The organism is Bacillus sp. FSL K6-1145, from assembly GCF_038003425.1.
In the GTDB taxonomy this organism is placed as follows: domain Bacteria; phylum Bacillota; class Bacilli; order Bacillales; family Bacillaceae; genus Bacillus; species Bacillus pumilus.
Genome location: NZ_JBBOPC010000001.1, coordinates 1,949,926 through 1,972,513, shown reverse-complemented (window position 1 = coordinate 1,972,513; position 22,588 = coordinate 1,949,926). Strand labels below are relative to the sequence as shown.

The 22,588-nt window shown below is 40.8% G+C and carries 31 protein-coding genes; 23 read left to right on the top strand and 8 right to left on the bottom strand.

Annotation, left to right across the window (positions count from 1 at the left end):
* The first annotated feature begins 98 nt into the window (after positions 1–98).
* Genes MHH41_RS09760 through MHH41_RS09750 form a run of 3 tightly spaced genes read left to right on the top strand, consistent with a single transcriptional unit; the run spans position 99 to position 2,018 of the window.
* Positions 99–893 (top strand): thymidylate synthase, encoded by a 795-nt coding sequence (locus tag MHH41_RS09760; RefSeq protein WP_050943892.1) that lies wholly within the window; start codon positions 99–101, stop codon positions 891–893.
* Positions 890–1,375 (top strand): dihydrofolate reductase, encoded by a 486-nt coding sequence (locus MHH41_RS09755; protein WP_003215564.1) that lies wholly within the window; start codon positions 890–892, stop codon positions 1,373–1,375. Before MHH41_RS09760 ends, MHH41_RS09755 begins: the two co-directional genes overlap by 4 nt.
* A gap of 19 nt (positions 1,376–1,394) precedes the next feature.
* Positions 1,395–2,018, top strand: coding sequence for a lysophospholipid acyltransferase family protein (locus MHH41_RS09750; protein ID WP_340866252.1), 624 nt, complete (start codon positions 1,395–1,397; stop codon positions 2,016–2,018).
* Positions 2,019–2,053: 35 nt separating this feature from the next.
* On the opposite strand, the gene trhA is transcribed toward MHH41_RS09750, so the two are convergent.
* Together trhA and MHH41_RS09740 are read right to left on the bottom strand one after the other, a co-directional pair.
* Complete coding sequence (gene trhA, locus MHH41_RS09745; protein WP_003215766.1) at positions 2,054–2,692, bottom strand: PAQR family membrane homeostasis protein TrhA; 639 nt, start codon at positions 2,690–2,692, stop codon at positions 2,054–2,056.
* 14 nt (positions 2,693–2,706) lie between these two features.
* Positions 2,707–3,675, bottom strand: coding sequence for a sigma 54-interacting transcriptional regulator (locus tag MHH41_RS09740; protein ID WP_212045987.1), 969 nt, complete (start codon positions 3,673–3,675; stop codon positions 2,707–2,709).
* Positions 3,676–3,856: 181 nt separating this feature from the next.
* Between MHH41_RS09740 and ilvA the strand changes: the two genes are divergently transcribed.
* The 7 genes from ilvA (at position 3,857) to ypmT (ending at position 8,685) form a co-directional block, all read left to right on the top strand.
* Positions 3,857–5,125 carry a threonine ammonia-lyase IlvA gene (gene ilvA / locus MHH41_RS09735; RefSeq protein WP_003215464.1) on the top strand — a complete coding sequence of 423 codons (1,269 nt, stop codon included), beginning with the start codon at positions 3,857–3,859 and terminating at the stop codon, positions 5,123–5,125.
* Between the two features lie 36 nt (positions 5,126–5,161).
* Entirely contained in the window at positions 5,162–5,413 is a 252-nt protein-coding gene (locus MHH41_RS09730; RefSeq protein WP_003215729.1) for a YpmP family protein, read from the top strand.
* Positions 5,414–5,600: 187 nt separating this feature from the next.
* Positions 5,601–6,443: a DegV family protein gene (locus MHH41_RS09725; RefSeq protein ID WP_003215944.1), complete on the top strand. Its 843-nt coding sequence runs from the start codon at positions 5,601–5,603 to the stop codon at positions 6,441–6,443.
* A gap of 24 nt (positions 6,444–6,467) precedes the next feature.
* On the top strand, positions 6,468–7,058 hold the full coding sequence (locus tag MHH41_RS09720) for an SCO family protein (RefSeq protein WP_003216134.1): 591 nt from the start codon (positions 6,468–6,470) through the stop codon (positions 7,056–7,058).
* 69 nt (positions 7,059–7,127) lie between these two features.
* On the top strand, positions 7,128–7,889 hold the full coding sequence (locus MHH41_RS09715) for an SGNH/GDSL hydrolase family protein (protein WP_034620452.1): 762 nt from the start codon (positions 7,128–7,130) through the stop codon (positions 7,887–7,889).
* Positions 7,890–7,898: 9 nt separating this feature from the next.
* Positions 7,899–8,465 carry a YpmS family protein gene (locus tag MHH41_RS09710; RefSeq protein WP_050943897.1) on the top strand — a complete coding sequence of 189 codons (567 nt, stop codon included), beginning with the start codon at positions 7,899–7,901 and terminating at the stop codon, positions 8,463–8,465.
* Positions 8,466–8,487: 22 nt separating this feature from the next.
* A complete protein-coding gene (ypmT, locus tag MHH41_RS09705) occupies positions 8,488–8,685 on the top strand; it encodes a protein YpmT (RefSeq protein WP_012010295.1) in 198 nt (65 codons plus the stop codon).
* 31 nt (positions 8,686–8,716) lie between these two features.
* On the opposite strand, the gene MHH41_RS09700 is transcribed toward ypmT, so the two are convergent.
* The 3 genes from MHH41_RS09700 to MHH41_RS09690 form a co-directional block, all read right to left on the bottom strand.
* The gene (locus MHH41_RS09700; RefSeq protein WP_050943898.1) at positions 8,717–9,382 is read right to left on the bottom strand and encodes a DUF4397 domain-containing protein; all 666 of its coding nucleotides are present in this window, start codon (positions 9,380–9,382) and stop codon (positions 8,717–8,719) included.
* A gap of 119 nt (positions 9,383–9,501) precedes the next feature.
* Positions 9,502–9,762, bottom strand: coding sequence for a hypothetical protein (locus tag MHH41_RS09695; RefSeq protein ID WP_012010293.1), 261 nt, complete (start codon positions 9,760–9,762; stop codon positions 9,502–9,504).
* Between the two features lie 48 nt (positions 9,763–9,810).
* Positions 9,811–10,230, bottom strand: coding sequence for a MarR family transcriptional regulator (locus MHH41_RS09690; RefSeq protein WP_371475140.1), 420 nt, complete (start codon positions 10,228–10,230; stop codon positions 9,811–9,813).
* A 155-nt stretch (positions 10,231–10,385) separates the two neighbouring features.
* Between MHH41_RS09690 and msrA the strand changes: the two genes are divergently transcribed.
* Positions 10,386–10,922 carry a peptide-methionine (S)-S-oxide reductase MsrA gene (gene msrA / locus MHH41_RS09685; protein WP_050943900.1) on the top strand — a complete coding sequence of 179 codons (537 nt, stop codon included), beginning with the start codon at positions 10,386–10,388 and terminating at the stop codon, positions 10,920–10,922.
* Complete coding sequence (msrB, locus tag MHH41_RS09680; RefSeq protein ID WP_137055077.1) at positions 10,919–11,350, top strand: peptide-methionine (R)-S-oxide reductase MsrB; 432 nt, start codon at positions 10,919–10,921, stop codon at positions 11,348–11,350. Before msrA ends, msrB begins: the two co-directional genes overlap by 4 nt.
* Positions 11,351–11,401: 51 nt before the next feature.
* Here the strand turns inward: msrB and MHH41_RS09675 are convergent, their stop codons facing one another.
* Positions 11,402–12,430: an SDR family NAD(P)-dependent oxidoreductase gene (locus tag MHH41_RS09675; protein ID WP_137055078.1), complete on the bottom strand. Its 1,029-nt coding sequence runs from the start codon at positions 12,428–12,430 to the stop codon at positions 11,402–11,404.
* 243 nt (positions 12,431–12,673) lie between these two features.
* Here MHH41_RS09675 and MHH41_RS09670 point away from each other — a divergent pair, with 243 nt between their 5' ends.
* Positions 12,674–13,390, top strand: coding sequence for an acylneuraminate cytidylyltransferase family protein (locus tag MHH41_RS09670; protein WP_095117820.1), 717 nt, complete (start codon positions 12,674–12,676; stop codon positions 13,388–13,390).
* A gap of 34 nt (positions 13,391–13,424) precedes the next feature.
* Here the strand turns inward: MHH41_RS09670 and MHH41_RS09665 are convergent, their stop codons facing one another.
* Positions 13,425–14,387, bottom strand: a complete 963-nt coding sequence (locus MHH41_RS09665) for a CgeB family protein (RefSeq protein WP_322000520.1) — start codon at positions 14,385–14,387, stop codon at positions 13,425–13,427.
* Between the two features lie 15 nt (positions 14,388–14,402).
* Positions 14,403–14,804 (bottom strand): hypothetical protein, encoded by a 402-nt coding sequence (locus MHH41_RS09660; RefSeq protein WP_065098203.1) that lies wholly within the window; start codon positions 14,802–14,804, stop codon positions 14,403–14,405.
* A gap of 206 nt (positions 14,805–15,010) precedes the next feature.
* Between MHH41_RS09660 and cgeC the strand changes: the two genes are divergently transcribed.
* The 10 genes from cgeC (at position 15,011) to MHH41_RS09610 (ending at position 22,558) form a co-directional block, all read left to right on the top strand.
* Positions 15,011–15,331: a spore maturation protein CgeC gene (gene cgeC / locus MHH41_RS09655; protein ID WP_106028794.1), complete on the top strand. Its 321-nt coding sequence runs from the start codon at positions 15,011–15,013 to the stop codon at positions 15,329–15,331.
* 22 nt (positions 15,332–15,353) lie between these two features.
* Entirely contained in the window at positions 15,354–16,643 is a 1,290-nt protein-coding gene (locus MHH41_RS09650; protein WP_340866249.1) for a glycosyltransferase family A protein, read from the top strand.
* 157 nt (positions 16,644–16,800) lie between these two features.
* The gene (locus tag MHH41_RS09645; RefSeq protein ID WP_003216007.1) at positions 16,801–18,177 is read left to right on the top strand and encodes a sigma-54 interaction domain-containing protein; all 1,377 of its coding nucleotides are present in this window, start codon (positions 16,801–16,803) and stop codon (positions 18,175–18,177) included.
* A gap of 117 nt (positions 18,178–18,294) precedes the next feature.
* Positions 18,295–19,695, top strand: a complete 1,401-nt coding sequence (gene ablA, locus MHH41_RS09640; RefSeq protein WP_003215473.1) for a lysine 2,3-aminomutase — start codon at positions 18,295–18,297, stop codon at positions 19,693–19,695.
* 2 nt (positions 19,696–19,697) lie between these two features.
* Positions 19,698–19,979, top strand: coding sequence for a YokU family protein (locus MHH41_RS09635; protein WP_339205600.1), 282 nt, complete (start codon positions 19,698–19,700; stop codon positions 19,977–19,979).
* A 79-nt stretch (positions 19,980–20,058) separates the two neighbouring features.
* Positions 20,059–20,283, top strand: a complete 225-nt coding sequence (locus MHH41_RS09630) for a YozE family protein (RefSeq protein ID WP_003215834.1) — start codon at positions 20,059–20,061, stop codon at positions 20,281–20,283.
* 144 nt (positions 20,284–20,427) lie between these two features.
* Complete coding sequence (locus MHH41_RS09625; protein ID WP_012010279.1) at positions 20,428–21,108, top strand: hypothetical protein; 681 nt, start codon at positions 20,428–20,430, stop codon at positions 21,106–21,108.
* Between the two features lie 250 nt (positions 21,109–21,358).
* Positions 21,359–21,529, top strand: coding sequence for a YozD family protein (locus MHH41_RS09620; RefSeq protein ID WP_003216084.1), 171 nt, complete (start codon positions 21,359–21,361; stop codon positions 21,527–21,529).
* A 48-nt stretch (positions 21,530–21,577) separates the two neighbouring features.
* Positions 21,578–22,186 carry a phosphatase PAP2 family protein gene (locus MHH41_RS09615; RefSeq protein WP_251190408.1) on the top strand — a complete coding sequence of 203 codons (609 nt, stop codon included), beginning with the start codon at positions 21,578–21,580 and terminating at the stop codon, positions 22,184–22,186.
* Positions 22,187–22,240: 54 nt separating this feature from the next.
* Entirely contained in the window at positions 22,241–22,558 is a 318-nt protein-coding gene (locus MHH41_RS09610; RefSeq protein ID WP_003215750.1) for a hypothetical protein, read from the top strand.
* Positions 22,559–22,588 lie beyond the last annotated feature (30 nt).

The window sequence follows — 22,588 nt, the reverse complement described above, 5'->3', positions numbered from 1 at the left end:
ATGTCTGCTCATGATTATGCAGGCATGTTTTTTTGGTGTTTAAACAAAAGCGGAAATAAGGTAAACTACAACAAGAACATAAATAAAGGATGAAAAAAATGAAACAATACAAAGAGTTATGCCGTCATGTATTACAGCACGGGGATGAAAAAGGTGACAGAACGGGAACAGGTACAATCAGCACGTTCGGTTACCAGATGAGATTTGATTTGCAGGAAGGATTTCCGCTGTTAACAACAAAGAAATTGCACCTGAAATCAATTATTCATGAGTTACTGTGGTTTTTAAAAGGTGATACAAATGTCAAATATCTTCAGGAAAATGGTGTCCGTATTTGGAACGAATGGGCAGATGAAAATGGCGAACTGGGCCGTGTATACGGAGCGCAGTGGCGATCTTGGGCTAGTGGGGACGGTGAGACAGTGGATCAGATCACAAAGCTGATCCACGATATCGAGCATAATCCGAATTCAAGAAGACTGATCGTCAGCGCTTGGAACCCGGCTGAAATTGATCAAATGGCACTGCCACCATGTCATTGTCTGTTTCAATTTTACGTATCAAACGGGAAGCTTTCTTGCCAGCTTTATCAAAGATCGGCAGATATCTTTTTAGGCGTGCCATTTAATATTGCTTCATATGCTCTTCTCACGATGATGATTGCCAAAGTCACAAATCTTGAGCCAGGAGAGTTTGTTCATACGTTAGGAGATGCACATATTTATCAGAATCATCTTCCGCAGGTGAAAATGCAGCTAGAGCGCGAGGAACGCACGCTTCCGCAGCTTCGCATCACAAGAGATGTGAAGAGCATTTTCGATTTCACGTTCGATGATTTTGTACTTGAGAACTATGATCCGCATCCGCATATTAAAGGAGAAGTCAGTGTATGATTTCGATGATTGTGGCGACAGGAAAAGACAGAGTCATTGGTCAAGATAATCAAATGCCTTGGCATTTACCAGCTGATTTAGCGTATTTTAAGAAGGTCACAGGCGGCCATACGATTGTCATGGGCAGAAAAACGTTTGAATCCATTGGACGAGCGCTGCCTAACCGCCGAAATATCGTGCTCACAACAAGTTCTTCTTTTGAAGCAGAAGGATGCGAGGTTGTCCATTCCATTGCCGATATTTTGGCAATTGGGGAAAGCGAGACCGAGTTATTTATCATCGGCGGGTCTAAGCTGTATGAAGAAATGATGCCATATGCGGATCGTCTATATATCACGCATATTCACCATGCGTTTGAAGGAGACCGCTACTTTCCTGATTACAATGAAAACGAATGGACGGTTGTATCACGCAAAAAAGGCCATCGTGACGAAAAGAACCCCTACAATTATGAATTTGTCGTATATGACAAAAAAGGATAAATGAGTAGGAGGAGTACGGTTGTTTCGTTATTGGTTATTAACGCTTTATGTTGTTGTATCCTTTTTTAAAAGTATGAGGCATTTGCATGCCCATGAATTAACTGATCCACGCATTTCCTATACGAAACGAATGCATCTCATTCATGAGCATGCAAAAAGGTTTGCCCGAGGATGTATTGACCAGTCAGGATCAGTTATGACCATTCACCAGCAAAAGAAGCTGCCAGATGGACCCGTTATTTATATCACACAGGCACTGAATCCAGTCACAACCACATTATTGATTGGTCACCTTGAAAAACCATTTGCTTTCATGGCAAAGCCGAATCTTTTTCGATATCCCATTTTAAAACAATGGCTGAAGAAGATGGCGGTTATTCATCAGAATCAATCTGATGATGCCTTATTAGAAGAAGCAAAGGAAAGAATCTTATCGGGGCAGAGTGTATTGCTTTCAGAATCATATCGTCACATGGCAGAGGCACTTGCTGAAGATTGTGATTGTCCGCTTGTACCGGTTGAAACAAGTGGAACGGATCGTCTATTAACTGGGAAAGTCGTGAAAAGGCTGCGCCCTGTTAATGTTGATATTCATATTAAAGCACCTGTCATGATGAGCGATTACGCCCAAAAGCGCGCATAGAAAAACCAGCATCCACTTTCGGATGCTGGTTTTTTTCATGCAGCAGGAATGTTCACACAGTAGAAGAGAATGCAGAAGAACATTGATGCACTGCCGCCGAGAACAAAGCTGTGCCAAATGGCATGATGATAGGGGATTTTCCGCCAAATATAAAAGATGGTTCCGACTGAATACAATAGACCGCCTAACAGCAAGAGGCCAAATCCTGCGCCCGTTAATCCAATGTAAAGTGGTTTGATGGCAATGATAATCATCCAGCCCATTAATAAATAAACGAGGGTGGACACAATGATAAACCGTTTGACGAAAAAGATTTTAAAGACAATACCGCCAGCAGCAAGAGCCCATACAATTGCAAGAAGCGTATAGCCGAGTGCGCCTTTTAATGGTCCGAGTAAAAAGGGCGTATAGGTACCAGCAATCAATACATAAATAGCCGAGTGGTCGAGGATTTCAAATACATCTTTTGTTTTTTTGTGCCGAATGCTATGAAGCAAGGTCGAGCTTAAATAGAGCAGCAGCATGGATGCCCCAAATATTGAAAAGCTCACGATCTCTGTGATAGTGCCGTATTGAACAGCGAATAACACGAGAAAAACAATGGCTGGTATGGATAAAATAACGCCAATGCCATGTGTAATGGCGTTTGCAATTTCTTCTTTTACAGTAAACAATGGATGTCCTCCTTTTATTGAACCGGTATATAACCATCAAGTGACTTCAGGAATGAAAGACCTTCAAGTGTAATCTTTGTGCCGGCCCTGCCTTTTCCTTTCGTCACGTATGCTTTTTTCTCAAGGTCATCTAATCGGCTCCTCACCTGCTGAGGGGTCAGCGGGATGTCGCCTTGCTTGCTTAATTCAGACAAGATGCGTCTGCTGGCTGCTTCACCTTTCTCATTGAGAGATTTAATGGCTTCTAGCAGGAAAACAAACTCTTGTTTTTCCATTAGTGTGAGCTGATGATCTTCCTTTTTTCCTTTTACCTCCGGCGAAAGAGGGGTTAACACAAAAGGCGGCAGGTGGTGTAAAAATACCGTTTGCCCCTCGAGAATGACTGCAGCATAATGAACGATATTTTTGAGTTCCTGTACGTTTCCTTCAAACGGATACTCCTGCAAGGTTTCCCAAACACTTGGATCAATATCAGGCGCCATGCTCAGCTCCTGAAAGAAAGCAGTTGTTAACACAGGAATGTCAGTTTTTCGATCTGCTAATGACGGCAAGGGCAAATGGAAAACATTTAAGCGATAAAACAGCTCAGGTAAAAAGGTAGATGAAACCCTCAATGCCTCTATTGATAAAGACGAAGTGGCAATGATTTTTGTTGCAGGAGATGTTTCTAGAAAACGAACAACCTGATGCTGCATAGGAATACTTAATGCGGCGATTTCGTCTAAATAAAGGATTTGACGGGTCTTTTCCGTGAAGGCTTTCTGCAAGGTATCTTCATCTAAGATGGGGCAATATAGATGTGTCAGTGAAGCGTTTGGAGCCGATGCATGAGCAATTTCATGGGCAAATCGTGTTTTGCCTGTGCCAATGTCTCCTGTGATCAAGACAGGCTGCTCGTGCTTTGTGAATTGCTTTGCCAGGTGAATGGCACGCTTCATTTCTTGATGCTCTCCATATATAGATGTAAACGAATGTGTGGTCATCGGGTGATTCCTTTCTTTATGGTTCTAATTGGTTCTATTGTAACACCCAATAAAACCAAATGTACAGAGAAACGAAAAAGTTTGTGAAATTTATGCTTGATCTATGATCTATTGGTTTATTTTTTGAATATTCATGTTATAATGACAAATTAAATAAGGTTAAAGAGAAAGGATCTTGTACATGAAACCGTTGCTCAAAGAAAACACGCTAATTCAAGTGAAAGACATTTTAAAGGCCCATCAAAATTTGAAGGATGTAGTCATTCATACACCTCTTCAAAAAAATGAGCGACTTTCTGAACGATATGAATGTAATGTCTACTTAAAAAGAGAGGATCTGCAAGTAGTTCGTTCCTTTAAATTAAGAGGCGCTTTTAATAAAATGAGCCAGCTTCCAAAAGATAAACTAAAAAACGGCATTGTCTGCGCAAGTGCAGGAAATCACGCACAAGGTGTTGCCTATTCTTGTAAATATCTAGGTATCCACGGGAAAATCTTTATGCCTGCTACGACACCAAGGCAAAAAGTATCTCAAGTAGAGCTTTTCGGAAAAGAATATGTTGAAATTATCTTAACCGGAGATACGTTTGATGATTCATATCATGAAGCAGTTAAATGCGGAGATGAAGAAAAGCGTGAGTTTATCCATCCGTTTGATGATCTAGATGTGATGGCAGGACAAGGAACGACTGCTGTAGAAATATTAAATGATATCGAAGTGGAGCCTCACTTTTTATTTGCAAGTGTTGGAGGTGGAGGTCTGTTATCTGGAGTTGGTACATATATCAAAAATATCGCCCCAGAAACCGAAATCATTGCCGTCGAACCACTTGGCGCAGCTTCACTCCATGCCTCTCATGAAAAGGGCAAGGTTGTGACACTTGATTCCATTGATAAGTTTGTAGACGGAGCAGCGGTTCAGCGGATTGGCGAAAAGACGTTTACATCGTTACAGTCTGTTGTCGATAAAATTAGTCTTGTACCTGAAGGAAAAGTATGTACAACCATTTTAGAGCTTTATAATCAATGTGCGATTGTAGCAGAGCCGGCAGGCGCACTTCCGATCGCAGCGCTGGATGCCCATCGCGAGGAGATTAAAGGGAAAAATGTTGTCTGTATTGTCAGTGGAGGAAATAATGATATTGGCAGAATGCAGGAAATCAAAGAACGGTCGATGATCTATGAAGGGCTTCAACATTATTTCATTGTCAATTTTCCGCAAAGAGCAGGTGCGCTTCGGGAATTTTTAGATGAAGTATTAGGGCCAAATGATGATATCTCCCGCTTTGAATATACGAAAAAGAATAACCGAAGCAAAGGACCCGCGCTTGTTGGTATCGAATTGAAAGAAAGAGATGACTATGCGGCGCTCATTGAACGGATGAATAAAAAAGGATTCCATTATGTTGAAGTGAATAAAGATCAAGATTTATTCCACCTATTTATTTAGGCGTAACAGAACATTGGAAAAGAGGATTGATCGTTTGTGCTGCTCAAAACAATATGTTTTAGACGGATGGATGGAGCTCAGATCAAGGTAACAGAAGTTCCTGTACTAAAGGGAGATGAGCCGTATCGTTTCATGCTCACCTTTAGACTTGAAGCTTTCTTGAAAAAAGTCTATGTATCTAAAGGAAAGAGAGCTGTGTACTCTTTCAGAGAGGATGTGAAACGTAACGTCAAGTGGAGCACATATGAGCAGATCTATCAGGAGCCTACACTGAAACACAATGCGTAAAAAGGAATCTTTGTCAAAGGGAGTGAGCGGCTGTTTTAAAATGGCTGCTGCTCAGCTTGGCAAGGATTTTTTTCATGATAAGAAGAAAATGTGACAATTTCAAAAACGTCATGACAGTTGTTTTCAAGTTTGCACGAAATAAGGTAATATCATAAGTAAAGACTAAGACAGCAAGGATGAGACGATAGTGAAACAAATTAAAATTGTAACAGATTCAACAGTGGACCTTCCGCAAGAAAAAATCAATGATCTTTCCATTCACGTAATTCCGCTCAATATCTCCATTTCTGGGGTTGATTATATTGACCGAGTGAATATACAGCCAGATGAATTTATTGAAAAAATGGAGGCCGCTGAGGAATTGCCGAAAACGTCTCAACCTGCGATCGGTCAATTCGTCGAATTATATGAAAGGCTGACGGCAGATGGAAGCGAAGTCATTAGTATCCATTTAACGGGTGGGATGAGTGGTACGGTTCAAACTGCTGAAAGCGCTTCGAAAATGGTAGACGGAAACATCACGGTGATTGATTCAAACTTTATTTCATATGGATTAGGGTTTCAAGTCACCAAAGCAGCCGAACTTGCACAAAATGGTGCAAGCCGTGAAGACATCATCAAAGAAATGGATAAAATCCGTCTTGGAACAAAGCTATTTGTCACAATCGATACATTAGAAAATCTCGTGAAAGGTGGAAGAATTGGAAGAGGGAAGGCGCTGATCGGCTCACTTCTTCACATCAAACCAATTGCGAGCTTAACAGACGGGGTATACACGCCAGAAGCGAATGTGAGAAGCTATTCTGCTCTTGTCCGCTATTTAACCAAACAGTATGTACAGGCGGTGAAAGGAAAAACAGTTCAAGCCATTGGGATAGCGCATGCAGATGCATTAGAACTCGCTGAAAAGCTCAAATCAGCGCTGCTTGACCATACACCTGAAGCACCTGTTGACATCGCCTACACAACACCGATTATTTCGTGTCACACTGGAAAAGGTGCAATAGGCTTTACTTTTTATACCGATTGACTTCGAAAAGGGGATGGACGTACCATGCTTAAAAAAAGGGGAGCCTCACTTGGTGCGCTTATGATCATAAGCGTGCTTCTTTTAGTCTCATGTTCAAATGGACAAATCAAAGATGCGTTAAATTATCAAATACAGCCGTTTGAATATGAAAATCAGGATGGACAAAAGGTGTCATTGGATGATTTGAAGGGGAAAGTATGGGTGGCAGATTTTATTTTCACAAGCTGTGAAACGATCTGTCCGCCGATGACTGCACATATGACAGAGCTGCAAAAACGGTTAAAAGAAGAAAAATTGGATGCGCATATCATTTCCTTTAGCGTGGACCCGGAGGTAGATTCACCGAAAAAGCTAAAAGAATTTGCAAAAGCATATCCTTTATCCTTTAAAAATTGGGATTTCCTCACTGGTTACTCGCAGTCAGCAATTGAAAAATTCGCAATGAAAAGCTTTAAAACCATTGTGAAGAAACCTGAAGATGAAGACCAAGTGATCCATCAGTCATTGTTTTTCCTAGTTGATCAAGAAGGAAAAGTGATGAAAAATTATGATGGTGTACAAAACACGCCATATGATGACATCATCAAGGACATCAAAACGCTGATCCGTAGCTAGCATAAAGATGTTCAAATGAGCAAAAACATGATACACTTTTTTAATCAGAAAAAGGAGGGACATCATCGTTTGAAGGCTCGTTTGATTTTGATTGTGATGTCTCTAGCTTTTGTTCTTTCTGCATGTTCCGCGCAAGAGGCTGGCATAAAGGATAAACTAGAAGACACACAAGACGTAAAAGAACATATTACCATCGCAGCGGTTGGAGATTCCTTAACAGAAGGAATCGGAGATCAACAAAAAAAAGGATATGCAGGCATGACCCGTGACAAGTTAGAAGCAGTGGACGGCGTGCAATCTGTCACATTAAAAAACTATGCCATTAAAGGCAGTAGAACGGTAGATTTATTAAAAAGATTAAAAGAAAAAAAAGTGCAAGACGGTCTGAAAGATGCTGACTATATTTTCTTTACGATCGGCGGCAATGACTTAATGCATGTCGTTCGTCAAAATGTACTCAATTTGACGTTTGCTCCTTTTCAAAAAGAGCAGGGGCCTTTTGAGGAGCGCTTTAAAACCATTCTTGCTCAACTGAGAGAACATAATGACCATGCGAAGATCATGTATGTAAGCATGTATAATCCCTTTAAATTCAGTCTCACTGAGCTGAAAGACATTGATGAAGTCGTCAAAGACTGGAATGCCGTCGCCAAAAAAGAACTGAAAAAAGATGGCAACGCTGATATGATCAATGTAGCAGATTTATTTGAGGAAGATTCTGATGAAAAATTACTGGCAGATGATGATTTCCACCCAAACCAAAAGGGGTACTCTCTTATGGCAAATCGTTTATTCTCCAAAGTGAAAAAAGAAGGACTGCCGAAGGAATAGGGTGAACGTATGAAAAAGTGGAAAAGCTTATTTTTTATTTTACTTGCAATCAATCTATTGATTGTACTTGCCTGCGGTATTTTGATGTTAATGCCAGGCGGTCAATCCGCTTCAACTAAAGAATTGAAAAGCGAGTATTCTTTTAATATATCTAGCTCAAAGGAATCACTCACCAGCTTTATCAATGATTACTTGAAAAATCAAGGGTCAAGCGATATGCCAGACTTTCATGTGGCGATCGATCAAGATGTAAAAGTAACAGGCGCCATTAAAGCTTTCTCTTCGACGATTGATGCAAACGTCTCATTTACGCCAACTGTCGAAGATAATGGTGATGTGCTTTTGAAAGTGGATGGCCTTTCAATTGGACAATTGAGCATTCCGATTAGTTTTGTTCTAAGCTACATGGGCCAGTTCTATGAACTGCCAGAATTCGTTCATGTGAAACCGGATCAAAAAACGGTTGAAGTGCGCCTTTCAGAAATGCCGTTGACGAATGATATGTATGTGAAAGCAAACAAAATTGATCTAGAGAACGATGAAATTGAGTTCTCATATTATCATCCAAAGCAATAGAAAGTGAGTCAGGAGTGAAATCATGAAGCGAGTCTATCAATATTTTAGTTTACTGTCGTTTTTATTTGCTGCGTACTTTGGCATCACAGCTGCCACTGATTTAAGAGCAGAAAATATCGATCAGTTTTACTTAAATATTGCCTATTGTGCATTATTTCTAGGTATCATGATTCTTGCTTTTGATTTTCAAAAGCAAGAAAAAGCTGAAGATGTCTCGTAAAGAGCCTTTCCTTTATGGAAAAGGCTCTTTTTTATATTTGCTGAGACAAGACCACCTTCGCCATAAGCTCTGGCTCTCCGTTAGCAAATCCATGAAGCAGAATGAGGTATGCGCGATTTGCTTGCAGATGAACTTTTGGGATATCAAGCAGTATACTTTGAGTGCCGGCGGCTTTCAATTCAAAATGATATTTATTCGGGGAGAAATGATGAATGTGAGTGCTGTTTACATAGTGAAGCTCCTTAGCTAACACCCCTTGATCACGTTCATATATATCAATGGAAGGAAGGTCTGGAGAAAGGTGGACAAATGTAAGGGCTGACAGGTCCTTATGTTGAATCAGAGGGTCTTGCCGCTCTGTCAGCAGCGCAAAACCTGCATGCGTACCTGTGATACATAGGGTATAAATCTCGTCACGTTTAATCATCATACGAGAATGAAGAACTCTTTGTTTTGTAGCTAGCTTGAACACTTCTATCTCATACATTCCCTCATCCCACTCCATATAAGCTGTTAACTGGCTGTAAGGCATTTTTTTCAAAACCTCATTCCGGTTCACATAAACAGCGAGCTCACTAAGATCTGGGGCAGCGTGAAAAAGCCGAATAAAGGCTTTGGATGAAGGGCTGCTTTGAGGGTGCTCGAAGCCCGCAGCGAGTGGACGGTATGGATAGTTATGATAAAAGAGCTGCTGCATGTATCAATCCCTACTTTCTTATGCGATGGTGTTTTTTGTAGCGTATGCATGAAAAAGGCGATCTGTATAGGCAAACGAAGCATAGAAAAAAGCCTGACGTTTTCCGTCAGGCCCGCATGTTAAGAAGGAGAAGAATATTGATGATATTCAGCTAGCTTAATGAACGTTTTTTCATCCTCAATGAGACCACAAACACCGCACTGGACTTTTATTTGAGGACCTTGATAGCTCATGTGAAAAGGAGAAAGCTGCTCTCCTTCGTATCTTTCGACAACTGCTCCGGTCGCAGGATCCAGCTTCACAGGTTCTGAAAGCTGCTCAATCAGATTAAAGCGCGTTCTGTTCGTTTTACAGTTTGGACAAAGATAAGGGCTTGTCATGGTTCATTCCACCTCTTTTTATCCGTAGCATGTCCAGTGCGCTAAATTCTATGCTTCATCCTTTTGACTTTTATCCAGCTTTTTAAATAATTTGATCATTGTTTTTAGTTCCTCATCGTCGAATGACTCAAATCGCTCCATAAAGTATTCTGTTTTCTTTTTCTCAAAATGCTCAGTAATTTCCTTACCCTTATCGGTTAAGTGGATTTTGATGATGCGGCGATCCTCTTTAGAACGGATACGGGTGATCCAGCCCTTTTCTACAAGTGTGTCGGTCACAGCTGTGATATGGCTTGCTGACACTCCTAGAATGGACGCAAATTCCGTTACTTTTTTTGCACCTTGCTCACGAAGCAGATTTAAAATGAGAAATTCATTCCGAGATAATTCGTTTTCGAGCAGGCTGTTAATCTCATAACGGATCTGCTTAAATACGGTTCTCAGTAAAGTATCCATTTCATACATCATTTTTTTTCTTTGTTCCAATCATTAAACCCCCATTATATTTTAAAATACGACAAAATGCTTTTTTATCATTTAGGTAGACGAGTCGTATCATTTTCATTATTTTTCATCATGTTATAATATGATGATACCATTTTTTAAATGAAGGGGGCACTAATATGTCTGAAAAACAAGAATTAGCCACATTTGCAGGAGGCTGCTTCTGGTGTATGGTTAAACCTTTTGATGAACAGCCGGGCATTATCAAAGTTGAATCAGGGTATACTGGCGGACATACAGTGAATCCGACCTATGAAGAAGTATGTACAAATACAACGGGGCATAGAGAAGCGGTTCAAATCACGTTTGATCCAGACGTATTCCCGTATGAAAAGCTATTAGAACTGTATTGGCAGCAAATAGACCCAACAGATGATGGCGGGCAATTTGGTGATAGAGGAGAGTCCTACCGCACAGGTATTTATGTTCATCATGATGAGCAGAGAAAGCTTGCAGAGGCATCGAAAGAGAAGCTGAACGAAAGCGGCATCTTTCAAAAGCCAATTGTGACAGAAATTTTAGATGCTGCTCCTTTTTATCCCGCAGAGGAGTATCATCAGCACTATTATAAAAAGAACAAAATGCACTACGAACGATATCATGTCGGTTCTGGCAGAGCGGGTTTTATTGAGTCCCATTGGAGTGATAAATCATGACAAACGATAAAGAAAAACGACTAAAAGAATTAAACCGAATGCAGTATGAAGTCACACAAAATAATGGCACTGAGCCGCCATTTCAAAATGAATTCTGGGATCATAAAGAAGAAGGCATTTATGTAGATATTATTTCAGGCAAGCCGCTTTTTTCTTCTTTAGATAAGTTTGATGCCCATTGCGGCTGGCCGAGTTTCACAAAGCCGCTTGAAGATGAGGAAGTAGCCGAGAAGGTGGATAAGAGCCATGGGATGGTGCGGACAGAGGTGCGCAGCAAGACAGCTGATTCTCATCTAGGTCATGTCTTTCCTGATGGACCAGGACCAAATGGTCTTCGGTATTGTATAAATTCAGCCGCTTTGAAGTTTATCCCAAAAGATGCTCTTGAAAAAGAAGGCTATGGGGATTTGAAACATCTATTTGATTGATCTATTGAAAAATCGTCACATGGAAGGCATCTGCTTCCGTGTGACGATTTTTTATTTTTTATGATGCGTGTGATGTAATTGTTCAATGATGCGGAATAGCTTTTCTTTTGTAATGAGAGGCGCTTCATTGGATGTGTAATTGGTTAAGTCGACTTTTTGAAAGGAAGCATGCAGTTTTGGTCTTGGTAAAATGGCATAAAATTGTTCATGCTCAAATAGTGCATCTGCTTCGTGCGGAAATGTAAGCTCTTCGTGAAGCTTTTCTCCAGGTCTTTTCCCGACAACGAGAATTTCCGGAGATGAGACCTTGATTTGAGCAGCATATTCATGAAACGCTTTTAAGAGATCAGCAAGCTGTAATGACTCCATCTTGAGAATGAACGTTTCGCCTCCTTTCATCATGATGGCTGCTTGAAGTGTGAGGGAGACAGCCTCTTCGATGGACATAAAAAAACGTGTCATATGAGGATCAGTTACGGTCAAAGGTTTTTCATTTAACAGCTGCTGGAGCATGATGGGAATGACGGAACCTCTTGATCCAAGCACATTGCCAAAACGCACAGAGCAAAACAATGTTTTTTGGTTCAGAATACTTTCGTTTGCTTGGAAAAATAGTTTTTCTGAAATTAATTTTGTTGCACCCATGGCATTTGTCGGAGAAACTGCTTTGTCTGTGGAGATGTTGACAACATGACTGACTTCATGTTCGATTGCAGCCTCAATGATGTGCTGCCCTCCGATAATATTTGTTTGCACGGCTTCAAACGGATTGTCTTCACAAGTAGGTACTTGTTTTAAGGCGGCTGCATGAAAGATGATATCAACGCCTTTGACGAGCTGTCTCACGCGGCTTGCATCTCGTACATCGCCTAAAGCGAAGGCGACTTCTGGGTGATCCGCATACTCATTTTTCATCATGTATTGTTTGCTGTCATCTTTGCTGAAGACGATAATCTTTTTTGGAGAGCATGATGTTAATTTTTTCACAATTTGACGTCCGATTGAACCTGTACCGCCTGTAACTAATATCGTTTTGTCACGAAAAAAAGCCTTCAAACTCGTTTCTATCTTTTTGGACATATCTAATCCCCCAACTTTCATTTCTCTACTTTGCATCATATGTGAAAGAGTGGTATCCGTTTGAGGAAAAGAACCACTTTCTATATAAATTAGGTGAACACATTATAACCATCTGCATGACGTTTTAATAGAATATGGAGAGATAAGAGAATAAGTAGAAAAATGAGAGACCTGAACACTTCAGTACTGCGATCAGCTCGGAAGAATATGTAGAGAGCTTTGCGCGAGGGGAGAAGGGAATACATGTATAGGGGAAATCGTATTTTAGCCTTGATACCAGCTTTTAGAAGCAGGCGCGATCAGCATGATGAACACATTCGCGTATTGGCGGAGCGGCCGCTCATCTATTGGACCATTCAGCCGTTACTGCAAATGATTGAGTTAGACGAAATCATCGTCTCTACAGAGGATGTCAATACACAAATCATTTCTTCTCACTACGGAGCCCGTGTGATAGAACTGCCAGACAGTCATGTAACAGAACAAACACCGTCACTCATAGCGGTGAAGCATGCGCTTGCTTACTTAGAGCGTGAGGGGAAAACCTTTGATATTGTTCTATATTTGCATCCATCGTCTCCTTTAAGACAGCCGGAAGATATTGAGAAGTGCTTGCAGCTTCTAGTAGAAGGGAGCTATGACTGCGTGGCATCTTTTACAGAGGCGCTAGAAAACCCAAATGAGACATGGACACTGCATGAGAATAATGAAGCCACTTTATATAAGGACAATCATTACTTTTTCATGCCAAAGCATGAGCAGCCATATACGTATGGCCGTTTAAATGGAGCAGTGTATGCTTTTCATGTTCCATATGCAAAAGAATGCATTCATTCCTTTTTAGAAGGATCTGTTGGAGCGTATATCATGGATTCCCAAAAATCACTTGTGGTGAAACAGGAAGAAGATCTTGAGAAAGCGGAGAAAGTCTTATTGGCTCGCAGAGATGCGGAGGGTTAGGTATAAGAAGAATTTCAACGAGAAAAGCGCCCGGTCATAGGGCGCTTTTTACGATCTCATAAAGTCTGTGTGGAAATGACTCAAATGTATTCCAGGAAACGACTTGTTCGTAATTGTTTCGTGCGATTGCTTTTCTTTTCTCGGCATTTGATCCATAATATTCAACCTGTTCTAGCAAATCGTCCTCATCTTTATAAAAAGCGAAGCTTGAAAAAGCTTGAGGCGGTTGTAGATCCGTCAATTGAAAGCTTCCAGCTGCAGCGATATCAAACGCTCTATTGTTCAGGCTTACATTTTGAATCATGGCTTTGTTTTTGTTATAGGCAAATTGAGCCGGTCTGTGCGGATTAAGAACAATCGCTGATTGCTGATAGATGTCCGCCATTTGCTGAGGGCTCAGCCAATTGTTCACTAATGTGAGATCGCGATCATGTCTTCGTGACTTATTTAAATGACGATGCCATTCCTTACCTGCAACGAGAATTCGCCATTTTTTCTGTTGTAAGAGTGTATCAATGGCTTTCATGCGGTTGGGATAAGGGTAGCCAATGAGTGCAATGTCGTAGATGCACATCTTTTCAGACGATTCGTTTTTTTGAAAAATACGTGTATTTGCCGGAATGGGAAAGTAGTAGGCGTGACCTATGCCCAATTGTTTGTAAAATGGCAAAGCTCCTTCATCAATTGTTAATATGAGCCGCGCATCACGCGTGCAAGCAGCTGACACATCTGTATAAAAGGGATCTTCTGTCATCCACAAAACGATCGGGATCTTTTCTTGTTTGAATTGATGAAGCACTTCGCTCGGAACATGATCACCGATCATCATCAAAACAAAATCCGGAGAAAATGTCCGGATTTTGTGCATGTGAGCGGGTAGAGATTCTCTGTCAATCTTTACACATGAAAAGGGGGAATCAATGAAGCTCTCTTCTACCCATTGATCAAACATATGATAGATTCCGCCGTAGCCAGAGCTGATATAAAGAAGCTTCATGATGGCCCTCTCACATTAAGACGTGAACGTAACACTTTCAACTTTATCTACATCTAATAAAGTCGTTGCAGAGCCTGTTGGTGTAACTGAGCTTTCTTGTGTAACAAATACAACACCCGTTAAAGCATTGAATGCTACGAATTGAACTGGCCCGATTAAATCACCTGAGTCAGTGACAATGCTAATGACGGTTCCTGGTGCAAGTCTTGCAAAAATCCATCTTGCTGGCTGAGATACATCGAGTGTTGTAGCAGAATCTGAAGGTGATGCCTCGGCTGCCACTTCACTTAATAAATCATTCAATTTTTCTTCCATTTGTACTCCTCCTTCTTCAAGATTAACTGTTAATGTACGAGTAAGCGGTTTGAAAAACACTTTCAATAGTTCTTTTTTTAATTCGGCACGCTTGTCGCTCATTTTTTCCCATCCTTTCTTCATCAATTCAAACTCACCCCTATGTATATGCCGTTCATTTTTTTTGGTATAAGCAGAACGCTGATTCCTTGTTCTTTTTATCAATTAATCACTTCACACATTTTTAAAAATGTTTTCAAATGCTGAGGCTAAATGAAGTGAATCTCATACTCTAGTAAAGATTAAATGCGAAGAGAGAGGGATTATGAATGGAATTTGATCAATTATTAAATGGTTGGAACGAAGAATTACTAGAAGCAGAAGGAGTACTTGAAGTCATCTTGATTTTACTTCTTCTTCGTCTTTTAGAAGAAAGTGAGGAAGAGAGTGTGTCAGATATTAAAGAATTACTTCGTCCGTGGCTTGAACTTGGCATTCCAGTGCCACGCGTTCATTTAGTCAATGGAGATGTCCTTCAAAACGTAGTTGTTGTGCAGCTCTTTGATACAATAGCGGTCTTTAAAAACGCGACAAATCAGCTGAGAGTGAATGTACCTTACGTGAACATCGTCAGCTGGGGGGCTTTTTAATCTAACTAAAAAGGATAATGATATGAAAGTATCGGTGATTTTAACAAGCTACAATAAACCTGATTTCATTGATCGTGTGCTAAAGAGTATGGTGGAACAAACGTATTCAAATTGGGAGCTTCTCATTATGGATGATGGCTCAGAACAAGGCACCATCCAAAAAATCCAGCCCTATTTAGAAGATGAGCGCATTCATCTGTATTCACGCACGGTTCATCCTGCAAAACGGCTGTTAACCGTACGGTATGCGACACTAATTAATGAAGCGCTAGCTCGTATAACAGGTGAGCTCATTTGTTATTTAACCGATGATACCGTGTATCATCAAGATCGTTTGCAGAAAATGGTGGATGTTTTTCAGTCGAAGCCTCATATCGATATTGTGTATTCCTCGCAGCGGGTCGTGCATGTTGATAAGCAATTAGTTGAGACGATGAGCTTTGTGCGTGAAGCAGCCCAAATATTGGAGCATGCGTCCTTTCAAGTGGACCATTGTTCGGTCATGCACAGAAGGCGTTTGCTTCCGCTAATTCATGAAAAATACGGACAATATTGGGCTGATGAGCCGAAACACTGGCATCATGCAGATTCTGTTTTTTGGATGAGGCTGAATGATTTTGCTGCTTTTTTTCCATTAAGAGATGTACTTGATACAACGTATAAAACGCCTCATTCCTTTCATCATTTGTTTTCGAGTATGCCGTATGATCTCATTGACGGAACGGTGATTGAAAAGGAAGGGGATTACTACCAAATCGCAGGCGGGAATCTTCATGAAATTGAAAGGTGCTGGGTGAACGAAAAAAACAGACGCGCCATTCGGGTTCCATCGTTATGTGCGATGAAATATGAGATGAAAGACATGCTGGCAGTACCTAATTATACAGTTGTCACAGCAGATCATGGGAAAACGTTCTATTATATTGAAGGTCAGAAAAAAAGGCGGTTTGCTTCAAAGCGTGACGTGCAATATTTTCAGTTTCATCCTAAGGATATCTATACGATTTCAAATGAACGGCTTCAGATGTATGAAGAGGGCGGCATGATTCAAGTGTCACCAGTATTTAATCCGCCAAACAGGCGGCTCTTTAAATGGAAACAAGATGTCTATTTACTGATGCATCATACTTTTTGTCGTATTGACCCTGAGGTTGTAAAGCGATTTGCTTTTTATCATCAGCCAATTAATTTATACCCTTCCCAATTTACATTATTTCAAGAAGGAAAGCCGATAATGCCGCTGTATATGGAATCGCTACAAGAATTCGATATGTCTCTTTATCAAACATCAGGGCGAAAGCACTCCTCATAAGAGGGGTGCTTTTTTGACGCTATTGACAAAAAAGCAGGAAGTTGCAAGGAAAAAGCGAAACATGAAAGGACAGGAGAACGTGTGATGAAGATGATCAAGCCGCTGAAAATCCGGCAATAGATGCCGGTTTTTCGGCACTGAAAGTGAGGGGGAAAGAATGGGGAAGGTTGTCGAAAGAGCGGACTGGTTTGAATTAATTTTAGAAGCCATTGATGAAGCCATCCATGTTGTAGATGATCAAGGAATGACGATCTTTTACAATCATAATGCCGCTAAGTTTGACTGTTTACAAAAAGAAGAGGTGATTGGCAAGTACATCCTTGATGTGTATCCCTCTTTAACAGAAAAAACAAGTACGCTCATGCATGTTTTGAGAACAGGGAAGCCCATTTATCATTCGTTGCAAACCTATTTGAATAAAAACGGCGAAAGAATTGAGACCGTCAATACGACATTGCCTATTATTGAAGACAGCCAGTTAATAGGTGCAGTCGAAGTCGCAAAAGATGTATCGAAGCTGTCAGCCCTTTCGAATCGTTTAGATCAAAAAAAACGAATACACGATGCGGCTGGGGCAGAACAAATGCATGATTTTTCTTCATTTTTAACAAATGATCCGCTCTTAAATGAAATGCTTGAAAAGGCAAAAAAAGCTGCTGCTTATCCGTCATCAGTTGTTGTCTACGGGGAAACAGGGACAGGGAAAGAAGTGCTCGTTCAAGCCATCGTTCATGAATCTGATCGGAAAAACCAAGTGTTCATTCCGCAAAACTGTGCGGCACTCCCAGAATCGCTACTTGAAAGCCTATTGTTCGGATCTGTCAAAGGGAGCTATACAGGCGCAATTGATCGCAAGGGGCTCTTTGAATTAGCTGATGGAGGCACGCTTTTTCTTGATGAACTGCAAGCGATGCCGCTCACGCTGCAGACGAAATTATTACGTGTGTTAGAGGATGGCGTGGTGCGCCGCATTGGAGATGCAAAAGCGATTCAAGTAGATGTAAGACTCATTACTGCACTCAATATGGACCCATTTGAAGCGGTGAAAAAGCAAATTTTAAGAGAAGACTTATTTTATAGACTGCATGTGTCATCTTTTCATATCCCGCCGCTTCGTGAGAGAAAGCAAGACATCCCGCTGCTTTCCCGCCATTTCATTCAAACCTATCATCAGCAGTTTTCAAAAAACGTCAAACGCCTTTCTGAAGAAACAAAGCAATTGTTTATGGCTCACCACTGGCCGGGGAACGTTCGAGAATTAAAACATACCATTGAGCATGCCGTATTGATGATGCCAAAGGAAGCGGAAGACATCACACCTTCATACCTTCCTGCTCATTTACGTACGCAGAAGCTTGAGGAAGGAACACTCAATGCCTCCTTAAAAAGTCAGGTTTCTTCATTTGAACAAACACTCATTCAAGAAGCTTTAAACAAGCATCATGGCAATATTAAAAAAACCGCTGCCGCTTTAAAAATCCCTCGACAAACACTGCAATATAAACTGAAGAAATATGCAGATGCCGAAATATAGGCATCACCATCCATTGAATATCACGGGTAAAGCTCCTTCTATAAAGAATAGGGGCATTTTCCCATGTTGGCACATAACTTGCATAGTATAAGGTGAATGCTGATAGGGGGAATGGATATGAATCAAAAACTATATGAACCGGCGCGTCATTGGAAGGACATTGAGCTTTGGAAAGATGTACCTGAGGAAAAGTGGAACGACTGGATTTGGCAGCTGACGCATACCGTGAAAACGCTTGAAGATTTAGAGAAAGTCGTAAACTTAACAGAAGAGGAAAGAGAAGGGGTGAAGATTTCCACCAAAACCATTCCACTTAACATTACACCCTACTATGCCTCATTGATGAATCCAGACGATCCAAGATGTCCAGTACGTATGCAATCTGTGCCAATTGCTGAGGAGCTTCATAAAACAAAATATGACCTGGAAGACCCGCTGCATGAAGATGAAGACTCACCTGTCCCGGGGTTAACGCATCGGTACCCAGATCGTGTGCTCTTTCTTGTAACAAATCAGTGCTCCATGTATTGCCGCTATTGTACGAGAAGACGTTTTTCCGGTCAGATCGGTATGGGCGTGCCAAAAAAGCAGTTAGATGCTGCCATTGGATATATTAGAGAAACACCTGAGGTGCGGGATGTGTTAATTTCCGGCGGAGATGGGCTCTTAATCAATGATCAAGTGCTTGAATACATTTTGAAAAACTTACGAGACATTCCGCATGTTGAAATCATTCGCATAGGAACCCGCGCGCCGGTCGTCTTTCCGCAGCGCATTACAGATGAGCTGTGCGAGATTTTGAAAAAATATCATCCAGTTTGGCTGAATACCCATTTCAATACAAGCATTGAAATTACGAAAGAAGCAAAAGAAGCGTGCGAACGTCTTGTAAATGCCGGCGTGCCTGTAGGTAATCAGGCCGTCATCCTTGCAGGAATTAACGACAGTGTGCCGATTATGAAGAAGCTGATGCACGATCTCGTGATGATACGGGTCAGACCTTATTATATTTATCAGTGTGATTTATCTGAGGGCATTGGCCACTTTAGAACACCAGTATCAAAAGGTCTTGAAATCATAGAAGGCTTAAGAGGGCATACGAGCGGCTATGCCGTGCCAAGCTTTGTTGTGGATGCACCAGGAGGCGGAGGAAAGATCGCCTTGCAGCCAAATTATTTATTATCGCAAAGCCCTGACAAAGTCGTCCTTCGTAACTTTGAAGGTGTCATCACCTCTTACCCTGAACCAGAGCATTACGTCGCAGGCCAGGCAGATGCGTATTTTAATGAAATTTATGAAGAGAAACAAGACCCGGCAATTGGTATTACCGCACTATTTGAGGATGAGGCGAAATCGTTTACGCCAGAGAATTTAAGCCGAATGAAACGAAGAGAAGCATATGAGACAAATCCTGAGCATGACACACTCAAAAACAAACGTGAAAAACGAGATGAATTAAAAGAGAAAAAATATCAAGCGCAGCTCAAAAAAGATCAAACTGTAAAGGAGGAGAAATAACCTTGCTGACATGTGATTGGTGTGAGGAAAACAAAGCAAACGCAGAGCAGACAACAGTCTATTGGGAACTGATCACTGGCACACAATCCATTGAAATCATCGAAACACCGTCCATTTCCTGCACACACTGCGGTATGACATATCAAAAAGATGAGACGGTTAAAGGGATAGAAGATCAATTAATTTTAGTGGATCAGACAACACTTCCAGAAAAAATTTCATACGAAGAATTAATGAGCATGGAGCGGTTATTAAAGCGAAATTACTTTGACTTTTCATCATAAGTTGTACCTCCGCCTATACAAGTCATCAAATTGCTGTATAATATAACAACAAAATAGAGTGTCGCGGAGGGAAAAACAGGTGAAGTCGTTTTACCATTATTTAATGAAGTACAGACATCCAAAACCGAAAGATGAAATCAGCCATTTTGCAAATGCTGCTTATGAGGATCACAGCTTCCCGAAAGCGTCCACTGATTATCATGAGCTTTGTGCCTATTTAGAATTAAATGGCGATTATTTAAGCTCAATGACAACATTTGACGAAGCGTTTGAGCAATATGAAGTAGAAGTCAAAAAAAAATAACACACAACCGCTTTTTCCAGATGGGAGAAGCGGTTTTTTGATGAGAAATAAAATGGCGTTTTGCATGGTGTGGTTGCCCATGCAGAATTCCTTGCGCCGGCATACGATACGTTAAGACCAAAAGTCGGGCAAGGGGGAGACAGAATGAAGGCGAAAGCACCAAAATATCAAGTAGGGGATATTGTCGTCGTTGTCATGTACGGCACAGTCGGAACGATTACAAAAGTCCATCAAATTGACCAGCACTATTTGTATGAGGTCAATCATAATGAGGTGCTTTATTTTGAAACATCACTTCAGCTTTACGATGAGTACGACGGGGTGATTGTGGATACAGAAAAGCTGGACATTGAATATGAGTTCCTCATTGGCGATGTTGTATATGTAAAAGATTACGGAAAAGAGCTATTTAAAATTATTGGCCATCGGACTGAAATATGGCGATATCTTGATGATGGCTGGGAAGATGTCATTTATGAACTCACGAGGCTAAAGGACGGAGAGTGGCTGGAAACAGAAGAGGAAGACTTAACGCTTGTCCTAAGGAAATATGAGATGGACCAGTTCGTTCATCAGCTTCTTTTTGTGCATTACGTCGGTGAAACCTCAAAAGAAATGGAAGAAGATATGGTGCAAACAGCTCTATTACAATTAGAAGAGAAACAAGAAAGCGAAGCATCACTAGAATTTCTCGCTGTATCTATAGTGGATGAGCTTCTTGATATTTATAATGACTATAAAATTCTCTACGAATTTTTCGAAGATCCAGAATACAAAGATATGATGGATTTTATATTGGAAAGTTTACACGAGCATTTTGGTTAAAGAAAGACTTGTCCTAACACGAATAAAAAATAAGGCACACAGAAAAAAACAATCACATAAAACCATCCCCTCAAGATACGGCCCATCACCTGATCAAACATTTCTCCATCTAATATGCTGAACCATTTCATTGCCTCAAACCCCTTTTCTTTTTGTTTACTGCATTTATATGTATGGAATGAGCCATTATGACAAACTGTAATAAAAAACAGGCGTCGTTCATACATCATAAAAAAGGAGGCGGAATGTCATGAAAGAAGCAGATTTGGTGATCGATACAGAGGAAATTGCGGAATTCTTCTACATGGAGCTGGTCAAAAGAGGGTACATACCTGCTGAGCTGGAAACGTTTGAGCTGGCTGACATTACGTTTGAATATATGCTGAAAAAAACAATGATAGTTGAAGAAGAGGCGTGGTAGGCACTATACTTTGAAGTGATTCTGAAGAGAGGGAGGAGAATCTTTCGCGTGTATATCCTATTTCTTTTAATTTTATTTGGTGCCATTGCTGCGCTCATGGTATCTGGAGCGGGTCAAGCATTGGACAACCAGATCATCTTATGGTTTGAGAGCATCAGACTCCCTTTTTTAAATGATGTCATGCTGACTTTGACGGACTTTGGCATTAGTGCGCTGCTCGTGCCCATCATGCTCATTTTTAGTGTCGCTTTATTCATGTATAAGCGCTATTACTCTATCATGATGCTTTTTCTATTATATCTCACAGAAAAGACCATCAACCATGAACTAAAGGGGCTGTTTGCTAGAGAGCGTCCGGCCTTTGATCATCTTGTCAATGAAACGTATTACAGCTTTCCGAGCGGACATTCGATGAATGCAGCCACAATCTATCCTTTTATAGCTTATCTATTAGTTGAAATGATTCCATGGCTGAAAGAAAGACAAAAAATCGTCTACTTGATCACAGGGGTCTGTGTTGTTTTGATTGGGATCAGCCGAATGTATATCGGCGTTCATTTTTTGACAGATGTCGCAGGCGGTTTTGCGATAGGACTTGCTTTATTTCTCATTTGTAAAAAGATTGACGAAAAATTGTCTGCCATTCGACAAAAATAGAAGAAGGAAATTGACAGACCCCAGCCAATTTTATATAAAAGGGGAGGGATTTGAATGCAATTGACGTTGAGATTTTTTCAAAAGAAACCTTCAGCATTTCACTTAACCATTTATCAGACACCTGAATATGGCGCTGCAAGTGGGCATCAGCCTGTGTACCGGACAAAGATTGGCGGCAGAACACACCTGGATGTTCTGGAAAAAGCATTCTCGACATTTAATGTACATGATACAGTCCCTAGTGATTACAATGCACGGTTTATCACAACAGGTGATATTGTTGTGATTGATGATAAGAAAAAGGGAAAATGCTATTATCAGCTTTTTCCGGCAGGATGGAAACGCAGTGAGCGACTGTTGACGATGAGTTAAATAGAGATTTTCGATGCCAGCTCGAGCTTT